Consider the following 14,675-nt stretch of genomic DNA (forward strand, 5'->3'; position numbering starts at 1 on the left):
TTGATTCTCATAAAATAAACTAAGTACTAAGTATCTTGATTTATTGTGTAAATTGTAAAAAAACAACAAAAACAAAATAATATCAATTTAAAATTATAATAAACAAAAATAAAAACAAAAAAATTGTTGAAAAACAAAAATATCTGAATTAAAATAATAATCAAACAAATAGAGGTGAGGGTGCTTGAACGATAAGTATGTGTTTGGGATTGATTTTGGTACCGAATCTGCTAGGGCGGTACTAGTTCATGTGCAGTCTGGAAAGCTGATAACGGCAGCTGTTGGCTGCTATCCTCATGGGATCATAACAGAGAAGCTTCCGGGATCAGAGCAAGAGCTGGAACGAAATTGGGTACTGCAGCATCCTGAGGATTATTTATACGCCCTAAAGGACACTGTTAAGCGATGTTTGGAACATTCCCGGATTGATGTAAAAAATATAATAGGTATTGGCATTGATTTTACTGCAAGTACAATTTTGCCCATCAAAAAAAATGGACTCCCTCTTTGTTTGGATCCGAAATATAAAGAGAATCCACATTCTTGGGTGAAGCTATGGAAGCATCATGCCGCGCATAAAGAAGCAGCACTAATCAATCAGATATCTCATCAACGCCAAGAATATTTCTTGCGAAGGTACGGTGGAGAAATATCTGAAGAGTGGATGCTTCCAAAAATTCTGCAAATATTGCATGAGTCCCCAGAAGTATATGAAGCTGCCGATAAATTTATTGAGGCAGGAGATTGGATTGTAATGCAGCTGGTAGGATCAGAGAGACGAAGCTCATGTATGGCAGGATATAAAGGAATGTGGAGCAAACAAATTGGTTTTCCTTCTGAGGAATATTTCCAAGCAATCCACCCTCGTTTCAAACATTTTACTAAAGAAAAGCTGAATGAACGCATTTATCCAGTCGGTTCAAGAGCAGGTTTTTTAACGAAGGGGATGGCGGATAAATTAGGACTGACAGAAAGTGTTGCGGTTTCTGTCAGCATGATTGACGCCCATGCTGCTGTACTGGGTGCCGGGGTAACCCAACCAGGGAAAATGGTGTTAGCGATGGGAACATCCATCTGTCATATGTGTATAGATCACAGAGAAATTTTTGTCTCTGGTATTAGCGGAGTAGTAGAAGATGGCATTCTGCCAGGGTATTTTGGCTATGAAGCTGGTCAGAGTGCAGGAGGAGATTCACTCTTGTGGTTTATAAAAAATGGTGTTCCTTCTCATTTAATGGATGAAGCTGTCAGATCAGGAGATTCTATTTATCAAATACTGGAAGATAAAGCATCGCGCTTACAACCTGGAGAACATGGTTTAATTGCGCTAGATTGGTGGAATGGTAATCGTTCTATTTTAAAAGATGCCAATCTTAGTGGACTTATTATTGGGCTTACTTTACAAACGAAACCAGAGCATCTATATAGAGCTTTAATGGAGTCTTTGGCTTTTGGAACGAAAAAAATTTTAAATGCCTTTTATGAAAACGGTATCAAAATAAATGAAATATATGCCTGTGGGGGACTAGCAGAGAAAAATAAATTATTAATGCAATTATTCGCAGATATAACAGGTAAAAAGATATATGTGGTTACATTACCATATGCCAGCGCAATGGGAGCGGCAGTATTAGCGGCAACGGCAGCAGGAAAAGAAAATGGTGGATGGGACACGATTGAAGAAGCTATGTATCGTATGATTCATTATGAACCGATTGTTTATCAACCCAATGAACAAAGCAAAGCAATCTATCATCAATTATTTACATGGTATGAATTTCTTTATGACTATTTTGGAAAAGAATCGATGCTGATGAAAGAGATTTTAGCCATTAAGAAACAAAAAGGATCTGGGGAGAAATAGCATGGTGTTAATTGGACCATCTCTTATGTGTGCGGATATGGGGAATTTACGGGATAATGTTAATCGTTTGGAACAAGCAGGAGTAGATTATTTTCATTTTGATATTATGGATGGGAAATTTGTACCTAATTTCACAATGGGACCTGATGTGATAAGAATACTAAGAAATTCCACAAATCTTCCATTTGATATCCATCTAATGATTGAAAAACCAGAGGATTGCTTAGAACTATTTGTTGAATCAGGAGCAGATATGATTTCCATACATGTAGAAGCCACTGTCCATTTGACAAAAACGTTGCAAAAAATACGGGATAGAGGCTTAAAAGCGGGGGTAGCGTTAAATCCCTCAACTCCTATTGCTAATATTGAATATGTTTTAGATATGGTAGATTACATCACAGTAATGACTGTAAATCCAGGATTTTCTGGACAAAAATTTATACCTCTAATGAAGAAGAAAATCAAAAAGTTGAAACAACTCATCGCGGAGGAAAACTATCATGTGAATATCCAGGTAGATGGAAATATAGGCTATCATACGATGCAAGAAGTTTTAGAAAACGGAGCAGATATGTTGGTGCTAGGAACATCTTGTCTGTTTAATTCTACACAATCCTTAGAAGATGCGGTTTTACAAATCAAACGATTTATCCATCATTGTCAAACGCATATGAGATAAATCCAGAAGGTGAAGAGAGACATGAATAATATTACAGTGGTGGGGAGCATTAATATTGATATCGTAGCGCGTACTGCTCGCTATCCTACTAAAGGAGAGACCATCTTTGCAGAAAAAGTGGAGTTATTGCCGGGAGGAAAAGGGGCTAACCAAGCAACGGTCTGTGCACGTTTGGGGAAAACGGTTCAACTGATTGGAATGATAGGACAAGATTGGTATGGAGATATAGTGTTAAAGGCATTGCAAAAAAACGATATTGATACAACCTATATTAAGCGAATCCAAGACGTTGCAACTGGATGTGCCATTATTACTGTTGATCGCACAGCAGAAAATACCATGCTCGTAGTAAAGGGAGCAAACGATCAATTAAGAGATACAGATGTTTGTGAAGCTTTTTCAAAAATTTTTGATAGTAAAATTTTATTGGTTCAAATGGAAATTCCAGCAGAAGCAGTCATTCAATCTATGATAGAGGCAAAAAGGAAAGGAATGTTTGTGATTCTTGATCCTGCACCAGCCGAAGGAATAACGGTACGCGCGTGGGAGCATGCAGATTTAATTATTCCGAATCGTCAGGAGACAAAAGAGTTAACTGGAATAGATGTTATGTCAGTGGATACAGCATATGAGGCAGCAAAGCATTTTCAATTAATGGGAGTGAAGAATCTGATTATCAAAATGGCTAATAAAGGCTCCTTTGTGTGTGAAAATGGGAAATTTGAATATATTGAAGCCATTTCCGTGAAGTCAGTCGATACAGTTGGCGCCGGCGACTCATATGCTGGGGCGTTAGCATGCTCGATAGCTGACGGTCAAGAACTTATAAGGGCTGCACAATTTGCTACCATTGTTAGCGCATTAAAAGTAACGAAGTGGGGGGCTCAAGCCGGCATTCCAACTATTGAAGAAGTAAATGAATTTTGCAGACAAAGAAATTTAACATATTATTAAAGATTTCATGAGCCATAACTTTTGGATGTATATAATGAAAGATTTTTCAAGGATTAGACGCTTGAATAAAGAAACGTTTCTTAAGGTTTATGAATTGCTCTCACAGCAGCATCGTTCGAATCTTTATGGCACATTTGCATAACGAAGATAAGTCTAGAAAATGGTCTTTGACTGTCGACTTTCTAGAAAGTGATAGTTAAATTTTTAAAGCGATATAGAGACAATGTGAGTGAACCGAATCAAGAGAAAGAGGGATAGCCATGTCTGAATATTTATTAAGGATGGAGCATATAAGTAAAACCTTTCATGGAATGAAAGCGCTTGATCATGTAAGACTAGAAGTTAAAAGAGGAGAAGTCCATGCTTTAATTGGTGAAAATGGTGCTGGAAAATCAACATTAATCAAAATATTAGCTGGGGTCTATCAGCCGGATTTTGGAGCTGAATTTTATTTTGAGGGTAAGAAAGTAGAGATCAAAAAGCCGATTGACGCTGTCTTGAAGGGCATTTCCATTATATATCAAGATTTGAGTCTATTTCCTAATCTTTCGGTAGCTGAAAATATCTGTATAGGAAAGGATGTTTATAATAAATCATGGAAAAGAGTCAATTGGAACGAAATAAAAAAAATAGCTCAAAAAGTATTAAACGAGCTTGATTTTCAAATTGATTTATATACACCCGTCGAAAAGCTAAGCATTGCTCAACAACAGTTGATTGAAATTGCAAGGGCTTTAGCATTTGATTCTAAACTCATTGTCATGGATGAGCCTACTGCTTCCTTATCTTCTAGTGAAGTAGAGAAACTTTATCATATTATCGATAGGCTTAAACAAAAGGGGATATCTGTCATTTTTGTAAGTCACAAATTAAAAGAACTGTTCACGGTTTCTGATCGATTTACTGTTTTACGCGACGGAAAATACGTAGGAACCTATTTAAAAGAAGAGATGGATGAAGAGAAGCTTATTACTTTAATGGTTGGGCGCAAGGTCCAGTATGAAAGAAGTCAAGCTGTTAACCATAAGATCGGAAATGTAATATTAGAAGTTAGAAATTTATCAAAAGAAGGGAATTTTAAGGACATCTCTTTTCAGTTAAAAGAAGGAGAGGTATTGGGAATTACTGGATTAGTAGGTTCGGGAAGAACGGAACTTGCTCAGGCTATATTTGGGGTTAATAATCCCTATAAAGGCGAAGTGAAAATTCAGGGGGAGGCGGTATTCATCTCGTCACCTGAAAAAGCTGTGAAAAATGGGATTGCTTATATTCCTGAAAACAGAAAGATACAAGGGTTAATTTTAGAACAATCAGTGATAAACAATATTTCTATCTCTATTTTGAAAGCGCTTCGAACTAAGCTGGGCCTCATTCAGCGAAAAAAAGAAGTTGATTTAGCAGAACGCTATATTCAAGCAATTGACATTAGACCAGCAGCGCCTGAAAGAAAGGTTGGCCAATTATCAGGAGGAAATCAACAGAAAGTAGTCATAAGTAAATGGTTGGCAACGAATCCAAAAATACTGATTATTGATGAACCGACGAGCGGCATTGATATTGGAGCGAAAACAGAAATTCATAAACTTCTTCGTCAACTTGCGTCTGAAGGAATGGGAGTCATTGTTATCTCTTCGGAGCTTCCAGAGATTTTAGCAGTGAGTGATCGTATTTTAGTGATGAAACATGGTCGAATAGCGGGAGAATTAAACATTCAAGAGGCTACACAGGAAAATATCATGAACCTTGCATTGCTCGGAGCTAGCTCGACAAATCATCATGGAGCTCTTTCAACAGTTACTCAACAAAGCAAGGGGGCGATGATGTGAAAAGTATAATGAAAAAGGAAGCGAGTATAGCGGTTATTATCATCATACTTTCTATCGTCCTATCCTTTATCAATCCCGTTTTTCTAACCATTGATAATATCCTTGATATTCTTAAAGGAAATGTTGTCCTTGGCATATTAGCCATGGGAATGACGTTGGTGATTATTACAGGGGGCATTGATGTATCCGTTGCAGCTGTGACGACAGCCGTTTGCGTAGTGATAGGGAAACTTTTAGTGATGGTTCCTGATCATATAGGGGCGCTATTCTTGTTGTTGGTGATTGCTTGTTTGCTTGGAATAATATTAGGAGGAATTAACGGATTTCTTGTGTCAAAGATCGAAATACCTGCGATTGTAGTGACGCTTGGAACAATGAGTATGATTAACGGAATCGTTTTATATGTTACGAACGGACAATATTTAAACAGCACAGATTTCCCTAAAGTTTTCTTGAAATTTTCTAATATCAAAATATTGGGTGTTTCAATTTTAATATGGCTGTTTTTTTTGATTGCTATTCTAACTTGGTTCCTTTTAAAACACACTGTGATGGGTCGGGAAATTTTAGCGATTGGCGGAAATAAAGAATCAGCACTTAGAGTAGGAATTAATTTCAATAAGGTTCAAATTTTCGTTTTCGCTTATATGGGATTTTTGGCGGGAATCGCCGCTATTGCGCAAATTTCCTACACTAAGGCTGTAGATCCTAATGGATTGTCTGGGTTAGAACTATCTGTGATTGCGGCTGTAGTACTTGGTGGAACGAATATTATGGGAGGGAGAGGAACGGTTATCGGGACAATATTAGGGGTTCTTTTATTAGGTATCATACAAAATGGACTTATCTTAGCAAGAATTGATATTTTTTGGCAAAAGGTAGTGGTGGGGCTCATTATTTTATTAGCAGTTTCGTATGATCATATTCAATATAAACGAGCTCAAGCCCAATTATCCAGAATAGAAATAGATTCATAAAAAAGGAGGGAATAGGAGTGAAGATAGCGTTATCAAAAGAAAATATACTTGGTTTAATAGCTTTAGCACTTTTTGTCGTCATGACGATTATAGCGCCAGGATTTTTAAGTGCTGAAAATATAAATAACATGATGTTTCAATTGCCGGAATTCGGATTGCTGGCATTGGGAATGATGGTGGTGATAATAACTGGTGGGATTGATCTTTCGATTACCTATACTGCAGCGCTCTCAGGGGTCTCCATTGCTATGATGCAAAGCCATGGCTATCCTATGATGATATCGATTTTAGTTGGGATACTAATCGGCTTAGCTTGCGGATTTATGAACGGCTTTATTGTCACGAGGATAGGAGTTTCCCCCATCTTAGTGACATTAGGAACCATGATTTTGTTTGAGGGGGTGATACTCAGTATAACAAAAGGAAATTCAATCTCGGGTTTTAGCGATTGGTATAATTTGATTGGAAATGGCTACTATTTAGGGCTCATTCCTTTATCTATGATTATTTTTATCTTCTTCGCTGTTGTAACATCCGTTCTTTTAGGAAAAACATATTGGGGGCGATGTGTGTACATGATAGGAAGTAATTCTGTAGCTTCTCTCTTTTCAGGGATCAACACGAGTCGAGTGATTTTAAAAGTATATCTGTATGCCTCATTTTTAGCTGCTATATCTGCTATTATTATGACTTCCAGATATAACACCGCCAAAGTGGATTTAGGTTCTTCTTACCTTTTGCAAAGTGTGGCAGCTGCTGTTTTAGGAGGCACGGAAATTCAAGGGGGATACGGGAAGGTGATTGGAACCGTATATGCGGTTATGATTTTTCAAATCCTTTCAAATGGATTAAATTTGTTAGAAGTTCCGCGCACCATTGTGAACGTGATTATGGGAGCGATTTTAATCACTGTGCTTGTTATTAATTTTGCTAAAACCAAATTGGGAAACAAGGACAGGATGCAAGTTACTTCTTGAGCACTTTACTGTTGAATCGTTTGCCTAAATAGCATGTGATTAGAAAAGGAGGAGTTTTTAGATGAAGAAATTGAAATTCTTCGTTTCATTGCTGTTTCTCTTTGGCCTTTTAGTAGGCTGTGTTTCGCAAAATTCAGTTACATCGAATAAAAGCGCTAATAATGGCCAAGCAAGTGAAACGAAAAATGATGCTAACGGTAAATTAAAAATTGCTGTTGTTCCAAAGCTGGTTGGTATTCCATATTTTAACGCTGCCGAAAAAGGAGCATTACAAGCTGGAAAGGATTTAGGGGTAGATGTGATTTACACAGGACCAACTGAAGCTGACGCAGCACAGCAGGTGAAAATTATTGAGGATTTAATTAGCCAAAAAGTAGACGTTATTGCAGTGGCGCCAAATGATCCAGCCTCTTTAACTCCGGTGTTAAAAAAGGCAAAAGAACAAGGCATTAAAGTGATAGACTGGGATACACCGGCAGATCAGTCGATTGTTGAATTGTCCATTCATCAAATTGACGATGAAATTTATGGTCGTCATATTGCTAAAACTCTTATTGAAAAGATAGGGACAGATAAAGGAGAAATCGCTATTTTAACAGGAGGTCTTTCTGCCGCTAATTTAAACGCTTGGATTGACGCGGCTAAGAAAGAATTAGAAGAGAATTACCCCGGTATTAAATTGGTGACCGATAAAATTGCCACAGATGAAAAACAGCAGGTGGCATATCAGAAAACTCTTGATTTAATCAAATCCTATCCAAATTTAAAAGGCATTATGGCGTTTTCAACTCCAGCTCCCTTAGGAGCAGCACAAGCGATTCAAGAAAAAGGGTTACAAAATAAAATTACAGTCGTGGGAACAGCTCTACCTAAGGATTCTAAGCCGTTTTTAGAGGACCAATCATTAGATGTTGCAATTTTGTGGGAGCCAAACAAACTTGGATATTTAACAGTTGCATTGGCTAAGGATTTAGTTGAAGGCAAAAAGCCGCAAGACGGACAAAATATTGATAATGTAGGAAAAATTGAGGTCAAAGAGGATGGAAAAACCGTGATTATGGGACCGCCAACAGATTTTACTGCTGAAAATGCCGGCAACTATGATTTCTAATGAATAGAGGGAGGTTGTCTCAAAGCCCTTTTAAGCTGTATTGAGCAACCTCTTTGTTATTAAAGAAAAAAGATGAGTGATAGAAATAATAAAGTTGGAAGTGTATATTTCGAAGACCTATCGTTCTGTTTTCAAAAAAGAAAGCAAGGATGAGGTCACAACTTTGGTTCCTTTAGGATGTACACATCATAAATTCATTTCATAAAAGAAAGAAAAATAAGAATGATTTTTAATGTTGATGATATCTGCTAAAAAATACAATCATAAACAATGCAAGCAAAAATAAAACAAAAGGCGGGGGAATTATGGTAGGAAATTTATGGAATAATAGTGAATTTACAGTGTTGCAAACCGAGCTGGAGAAATTAGTGTATCGCTCTAATCTGCTTGGAGCGGATCGCTCAGTAGCAAACTGGGGCGGAGGCAATACATCAATGAAGGCGATCACGAAAGATTTTCGTGGACGAGAGATGGAAGTAATGTGGGTGAAGGGGAGCGGTTCAGATTTAGCGACAATGAAAGCACAACATTTTACAGGTTTAAGATTAGAAGATATTCGCCCGTTGATGGAACGGGAGGAGATGTCAGATGAAGAAATGGTGGAGTATTTATCACATTGTATGATCAACTCTAAGCATCCTCGGCCATCCATCGAGACCTTGCTGCATGCGTTTTTGCCGTTTAAACATATTGATCATACACATCCAGATGCGATTATTAGTATTTGCTGCGCTGATAATGGCAAAAAGATTGCCGAAGAGATATATGGAGATCGTTTTGTTTGGGTGCCATATGTTCGCCCGGGGTTTACCTTATCGAAAATGATTGCGGAGGGGGTAAGAAGGAATGCAAATGCTGAGCTCGTATTGATGGAAAAGCACGGTCTTGTTACTTGGGGAGAAACGTCGAAAGAATGCTATGAAAAAACCATTTCAATTATCAATGAAGCGGAGCAATATATTCAACGGAGTGTAAACGAAGCGACAGTATTTGGAGGTCCAAAACATAAAGCATTAACAGAAGATGAACGTAAAGCGATTTTAGCTCAAGTAATGCCGATCATTCGTAGGCTTGTAAGTCATTCAAACCGCATGATCGTGTCATACGATGATACAGATCAAGTCTTACAGTTTGTGAATAGCTACGAAGCTCCTGTGCTTTCACAAATTGGCGCAGCTTGCCCTGATCATTTGGTACATACAAAGCGTGTACCTTTATATATTGACTGGGATCCGCAAACAGGTAATGTACAGGAGCTAATCGAAAAAATCAAGGAAGGGATTTCCAGTTTTAAAAAGGAATATGAAGCTTATTTTGAAAGAAATCGCACGGAAGGAGATAAAATGTTTGAACCGGTCCCTCGAGTGATTTTAATTCCTGGTATCGGTATGGTGAATACCGGAAAAAGCTTAGCGATGGCGAAGGTAAGTGGAGCGTTGTATCATCGAGCGATTGCTGTGATGAAAGGAGCTACATCATTAGGGAGATTTGTTTCGTTGAATGAACAAGAATCTTATCAGGTGGAGTATTGGCCATTGGAGCTATACAAACTAACTCTTGCTCCTCCTGAAGCAGAATTTTCGCGGAAGGTTGCGTTTGTGACAGGAGGAGCGGGGGGAATCGGCAGCGAAACGTGCCGCCGTTTTGCTTTAGAAGGAGCCCATGTAGTGGTGGCTGATCTTAATATAGAGGGAGCGGCGAGGGTAGCGACTGAAATTAATAAAGAGCATGGAGAAGGAAGAGCGATTGCGGTACGAATGGACGTGACAAAAGAAGAAGAGGTAAGGCTGGCATTTGAAGAAGCGGCACGGACTTACGGAGGAATCGATATTATTGTCAATAATGCTGGATTGGCTACATCAAGCCCATTTGATGAAACAACACTACAGGAGTGGAATTTGAATATCAATGTATTGGCAACAGGTTATTTTCTTGTGGCGCGTGAAGCGTTTAGACAAATGAAGAAACAAGGCCTTGGCGGCAGCATGGTGTTTGTTGGCTCTAAAAATTCGGTTTATGCAGGGAAAAATGCGGCCGCGTACAGTGCTGCTAAAGCGTTAGAAATGCATTTGGCGAGATGCATTGCGGCGGAGGGGGGAGCATATGGCATTCGAGTCAATTCGGTTCTGCCGGATGCTGTTCTTCAAGGATCAGCGATTTGGAATTCTGCATGGCGGGAAGAACGAGCAAGAGCTTATGGCATTGAACCTGACCAGCTTGAAGACTACTATCGAAAGCGCACAGCATTGTTAGTGAATATATATCCAAAAGATATTGCCGATGCGATCCTCTTTTTTGCTTCTTCAAAAGCGGAAAAAACAACCGGTTGCCTGCTGACTGTTGATGGTGGAGTACCGGCTGCATTCCCAAGATAATCATTAATGTGACGGCGTGAAGGGAGTTCATTCTCTTCACGTATTGATGAGATAAAAAGGAAGCGCTTTCGGGGGGGTTAAAATGGAAAAATGTTGCTTGGCTGTTGATATTGGAGCGTCAAACGGCAAGATAGTGGCCGGATATTTATTGGAAGAAAAATTAATCATAGAAGAAATTTATCGTTTTGAAAACCAGCTTGTACAAAAAGGAGACTATATTTGTTGGGATATTGACCAACTATTTCAGGAAATTAAAAAAGGGCTTCATATTTGTAAAGGTCAAGGAATGAATCCAAAAAGTATTGGAATTGACACATGGGCTGTTGACTTTGTATTGCTCGATGAAGATGATCGGCGCCTAACGGAAGCTGTCGCTTATCGGGATTCGCGTACAAATGGCATGATGGAACAAGTATTTCAGAAGATTTCAAAAGAAGAATTATACGGCAGGACCGGCATTCAATTTCAATCGTTCAATACCATCTATCAGTTGTACGCGCTAAAACAAACAGCACCAGAAATATTGGAACGGACGAAGACATTTTTGATGATTCCGGATTATTTTCATTATCTGTTGACGGGAAAAAAAGTGAATGAATATACAAATGCGACAACCACACAGCTTGTCAATGCTGCTACGAAAACATGGGATAAGGAATTGTTGGAGAAGCTAGGAATCCCAGATTCTATTTTTCAGACGATCCATACACCTGGAACCGTGTTAGGCAAATTGAGACAAGAGTTAGCTGAAGAAGTAGGATTAGAGATGAAGGTCATTATGCCAGCCACCCATGATACGGCTTCAGCGGTAATTGCAGTGCCGGAATTACACGATACGATTTATATTAGTTCTGGAACATGGTCGTTAATTGGGGTGGAATTGCAGTCCCCTCTTTGTACAGAGCATGCCTTAAGGTATAACTTTACGAATGAAGGCGGCTTCAACTATCGATTTCGTTTTTTAAAAAATATTATGGGACTTTGGATGCTTCAAGAGATTAAACGAGTGTATCGGCATCAATATTCTTTTGAACAGCTGGTTCAGCTTGCTAAGATAGAAAAAGATTTTCGAGCCATTGTCCATGTCGATGATACGAGATTCTTAAAGCCGATTAATATGGTTGATGAGATTCAGAAATGCTGCTTAGAAACGAATCAACCGGTTCCGCAAACGCCGGGGCAAATAGCGAAATGCGTATTTGATAGCTTAGTTGTCAGTTATCAGCATGCGGTTGCAAAGATCGAAGAAGTGATTGGAATCAAGTTTAAACAAATCAATATTATTGGGGGAGGCTGCCAAAATGAGCTATTGAACCAAATGATAGCTCATGCGACGGGAAAGGAAGTTTACGCTGGGCCGGTGGAAGCAACAGCGATCGGCAATATTGTCGTTCAATTAATGGCACTTGGTGATATCAGTACATTAAATGAAGCGCGCACGATGATTGCTCGTTCTTTTCCGTTAAAAAAGTTTGTACCATATAGAGAAGGAGAGAGGAAATATGGTGAAAGAAAGCTTTGACAGAGCCAAGCAGCAGTATGAAAAATGGGGAATACATGTTGATGAGGTTTTAAAACAATTACAGCGTATAGCGATATCGATTCATTGCTGGCAAGGAGACGATGTTTCGGGATTTGAAGTGAATAGAAGAGGAAGAGAATTATCTGGCGGTATTGATGTAACTGGACATTATCCAGGCAAAGCAGGGACGCCGGAAGAGTTGCGCCAGGATCTTGAGAAAGCTTTATCGCTTATCCCAGGAACACATCGCGTTAATTTGCACGCGATGTATGCCGAGACAAACGGCGAAATGGTGGACAGAGACGAATTAGAGCCACAGCATTTTGACAACTGGGTGTATTGGGCAAAAGAGCGTGGGCTTGGCCTAGACTTTAACCCGACACTTTTTTCTCATGAAAAATTGACGGATGGCCTGACATTATCTCATCCCAACGAAGAAATCAGGCGGTTTTGGATTCGTCATTGTGTGGTTTGCCGGAAAATTGGCGAATATTTTGGCAAGTGTCTTGGTACCCCATGTTTAACAAATATTTGGATCCCAGATGGATACAAAGATATCCCAAGTGACCGTCTGACCCCGCGGCAGCGTCTAAAAGATTCCTTAGATCAAATTTTTAAGGAAACGATCGATGAAGCTTATAATATTGACGCAGTAGAAAGCAAGCTATTTGGAATCGGCTCAGAATCGTATGTGGTTGGTTCTCATGAGTTTTATTTAGGATATGCACTGCAAAATCATAAAGTATGCTTGCTAGATACAGGCCATTTTCATCCAACAGAGGCTGTTTCTGATAAAATTTCAGCGATGTTACTTTATTTTGATAAGTTAGCCTTGCATGTTTCAAGGCCGGTTCGCTGGGATAGTGATCATGTGGTTATTTTTGATGATGAACTCAAAGAGATAGCGTTGGAGATTGTTAGAAATCAGGCGTTAGATCGGGTAATGCTTGGCCTTGATTTTTTTGACGCTAGTATTAATCGGATTGCCGCTTGGGTGATGGGCACACGCAATATGATTAAAGCATTGCTATATGCCATGCTACTGCCACATGACTACTTAAAACAGCTTCAGGAAAAGGGAAACTTTACCGAACGTCTTGCATTGATGGAAGAATTTAAAACATACCCGTTTGGTGTAATTTGGGATGCGTATTGTGACGATAGAGGAGTACCTGTTAGGGAAGAGTGGCTCCAAGAAGTGAAGCGATATGAAGAAGAGGTATTGGCAAATAGATAAAAAATGTTTTTTAGAGCTAGCATTTATAAATCAGGCAGTATAGAAAACAAAGCAGATAGTGTCAGTACTGAAAGGGCAATAAGTTAAGTAAAGCGAGCGGATTTATTGTTTTTTCTTTTAATATGAATTCATTGATATAGGAATATTTTTTCTTGGCACGACTATCATAAGTTTTATAGAAGAAATGCACTTCCTGTAAATTTGGAAGTGCATTTTTCAGATAAGATTATGCTTTTAATGAAAGTGGAGCAACAACTGTAAATGATAAATTTTGTTCTTCGAGCTCCCATTTGGTTTCATGATCAATTTGGTCATCAGTGATAATATGATCCATATCGGCAAGAGAAGCCATATGAACAAAGGTACGGATCCCAAATTTGCTAGAATCAGCCATTAAAATAATTTTGTCGGCGATCTCCATCATTCGTTTTTTTAGAAGTGCTTGCCACTCATTCGATTCACTTAGTCCGTTCGCTAAATGAACGCCTTTACAGGAAAGAAAAACCTTATCGACGTGGTAGGCATCAAGAGATCGTTCTGCTAGGGGGCCAACGTACGAAAGCGATTTTGGAAGCAGCATTCCGCCGGTAGAAATGACCTGGATCTTTCCTTTTTTGCTTAATTCCACTGCTACCTTAATCGAATTGGTAATCACCGTTAGAGGGATATCAGGAAGAGTTTTCGCTAAATACCAAGCAGTAGTGCTGGCATCTAAAATGATGCGATCACCACTTTCAATGTGTTTGATCGCTTCTTGAGCGATCGCTTTTTTCTCTTCGACATTTGTAATTTCGCGCTCAGATACATCAATTTCCGTTTCTTCACGAATGCTGATGGCCCCTCCGTGGCTTCGCTTTAACTTGTGTTCTTTTTCCAGCTTTTCTAAATCACGACGAATGGTTTCTTCAGTGACAGAAAAGATTTTGCTTAGTTCTGATACGCGAATGCTCAATCGCTCGTTAACAATCTCCACAATTTTTTGTTGTCTTTCGGCTGCTAACATTATAGACTCTCCTCATCATTTCTGTTTTTATATGCCCGTTTTTGTTTGTTTTTCTGTTTTTATCATACCATATTTTTTGTTGTGTGTGAAATTTGAGATATCTTTTTTGTGGATGTTTAATCAACTTTGTTTATAAGATTCATATGG

Annotated in this window: 11 protein-coding genes; 10 read left to right on the plus strand and 1 reads right to left on the minus strand. The window is 38.8% G+C overall.

Annotated features, from left to right (window positions below):
- The first annotated feature begins 184 nt into the window (after positions 1-184).
- The 10 genes from GFC28_RS01675 to rhaA all read left to right on the plus strand — a co-directional run bounded on the left by GFC28_RS01675 (position 185) and on the right by rhaA (position 13,525).
- On the plus strand, positions 185-1,864 hold the full coding sequence (locus GFC28_RS01675) for a ribulokinase (RefSeq protein ID WP_044746349.1): 1,680 nt from the start codon (positions 185-187) through the stop codon (positions 1,862-1,864).
- A gap of 1 nt (position 1,865) precedes the next feature.
- Entirely contained in the window at positions 1,866-2,546 is a 681-nt protein-coding gene (rpe, locus tag GFC28_RS01680; RefSeq protein ID WP_044746350.1) for a ribulose-phosphate 3-epimerase, read from the plus strand.
- Between the two features lie 21 nt (positions 2,547-2,567).
- Positions 2,568-3,500 carry a ribokinase gene (gene rbsK, locus GFC28_RS01685; protein ID WP_044746351.1) on the plus strand — a complete coding sequence of 311 codons (933 nt, stop codon included), beginning with the start codon at positions 2,568-2,570 and terminating at the stop codon, positions 3,498-3,500.
- A gap of 260 nt (positions 3,501-3,760) precedes the next feature.
- Complete coding sequence (locus tag GFC28_RS01690) at positions 3,761-5,326, plus strand: sugar ABC transporter ATP-binding protein (protein ID WP_044746352.1); 1,566 nt, start codon at positions 3,761-3,763, stop codon at positions 5,324-5,326.
- Complete coding sequence (locus GFC28_RS01695; RefSeq protein ID WP_052661035.1) at positions 5,323-6,303, plus strand: ABC transporter permease; 981 nt, start codon at positions 5,323-5,325, stop codon at positions 6,301-6,303. Before GFC28_RS01690 ends, GFC28_RS01695 begins: the two co-directional genes overlap by 4 nt.
- Positions 6,304-6,320: 17 nt before the next feature.
- The gene (locus tag GFC28_RS01700; RefSeq protein WP_052661036.1) at positions 6,321-7,280 is read left to right on the plus strand and encodes an ABC transporter permease; all 960 of its coding nucleotides are present in this window, start codon (positions 6,321-6,323) and stop codon (positions 7,278-7,280) included.
- Between the two features lie 61 nt (positions 7,281-7,341).
- Complete coding sequence (locus GFC28_RS01705) at positions 7,342-8,391, plus strand: autoinducer 2 ABC transporter substrate-binding protein (protein WP_044746354.1); 1,050 nt, start codon at positions 7,342-7,344, stop codon at positions 8,389-8,391.
- A gap of 305 nt (positions 8,392-8,696) precedes the next feature.
- Positions 8,697-10,766, plus strand: a complete 2,070-nt coding sequence (locus GFC28_RS01710) for a bifunctional rhamnulose-1-phosphate aldolase/short-chain dehydrogenase (RefSeq protein ID WP_044746355.1) — start codon at positions 8,697-8,699, stop codon at positions 10,764-10,766.
- Positions 10,767-10,848: 82 nt separating this feature from the next.
- Entirely contained in the window at positions 10,849-12,288 is a 1,440-nt protein-coding gene (gene rhaB / locus GFC28_RS01715; protein WP_044746356.1) for a rhamnulokinase, read from the plus strand.
- Complete coding sequence (gene rhaA, locus GFC28_RS01720) at positions 12,269-13,525, plus strand: L-rhamnose isomerase (protein WP_044746357.1); 1,257 nt, start codon at positions 12,269-12,271, stop codon at positions 13,523-13,525. Before rhaB ends, rhaA begins: the two co-directional genes overlap by 20 nt.
- A 226-nt stretch (positions 13,526-13,751) precedes the next feature.
- Here the strand turns inward: rhaA and GFC28_RS01725 are convergent, their stop codons facing one another.
- Positions 13,752-14,528, minus strand: a complete 777-nt coding sequence (locus tag GFC28_RS01725) for a DeoR/GlpR family DNA-binding transcription regulator (protein ID WP_044746358.1) — start codon at positions 14,526-14,528, stop codon at positions 13,752-13,754.
- Positions 14,529-14,675 lie beyond the last annotated feature (147 nt).

Origin of the sequence: Anoxybacillus sp. B2M1 (assembly GCF_001634265.1) — a bacterium.
Taxonomy (GTDB): Bacteria; Bacillota; Bacilli; order Bacillales; family Anoxybacillaceae; genus Anoxybacteroides; species Anoxybacteroides rupiense.